Source organism: Bremerella sp. JC817 (assembly GCF_040718835.1).
In the GTDB taxonomy this organism is placed as follows: Bacteria; Planctomycetota; Planctomycetia; order Pirellulales; family Pirellulaceae; genus Bremerella.
In genome coordinates, this window is the sequence record NZ_JBFEFG010000088.1 from 1 (window position 1) to 402 (window position 402).

A 402-nucleotide genomic window follows, 5' to 3' on the forward strand; every position below is an offset into this window, starting at 1 on the left:
GCCGTACGGTTGGGGCGGATGGGGGTCGACCACGGTCGGAGGCGACCGGGCCCGAGGCATGGGCGCCTACGCCGCCGGCGCGGGCGTCTACAACGAGCAGACCGCCGAGGCCCGGGCGATCAACACCCAGACGAACATGCAGCTCAACGAATACCTCTATGAGTCCGAGCAGATTCATGAGCAGCAATACTATCAGAAGATGGCCGGGCGCGAGGCCCGGACCCGGGAGGCCGGCCGCGAGATCCAGGACCGGCACCTGAACAACCCGACCCCGGCCGACATCACGAGCGGCGACGCGATGAACGCGCTGTATCGCTGGCTCTCGAACCCGAAGATCCCCCACGACTTCCTGACCAGCGCCGGGGCAGACCTCACGATCAGCGGCGACGACGTGCGGAAGAT

General features: G+C 67.4%; 1 protein-coding gene. It reads left to right on the forward strand.

Annotation, left to right across the window (positions count from 1 at the left end; all coding sequences use genetic code 11):
• Window positions 1–58: 58 nt before the first annotated feature.
• The coding region (locus tag AB1L30_RS00415) for a hypothetical protein (protein ID WP_367011380.1) at window positions 59–402 on the forward strand (344 nt) is incomplete at its 3' end.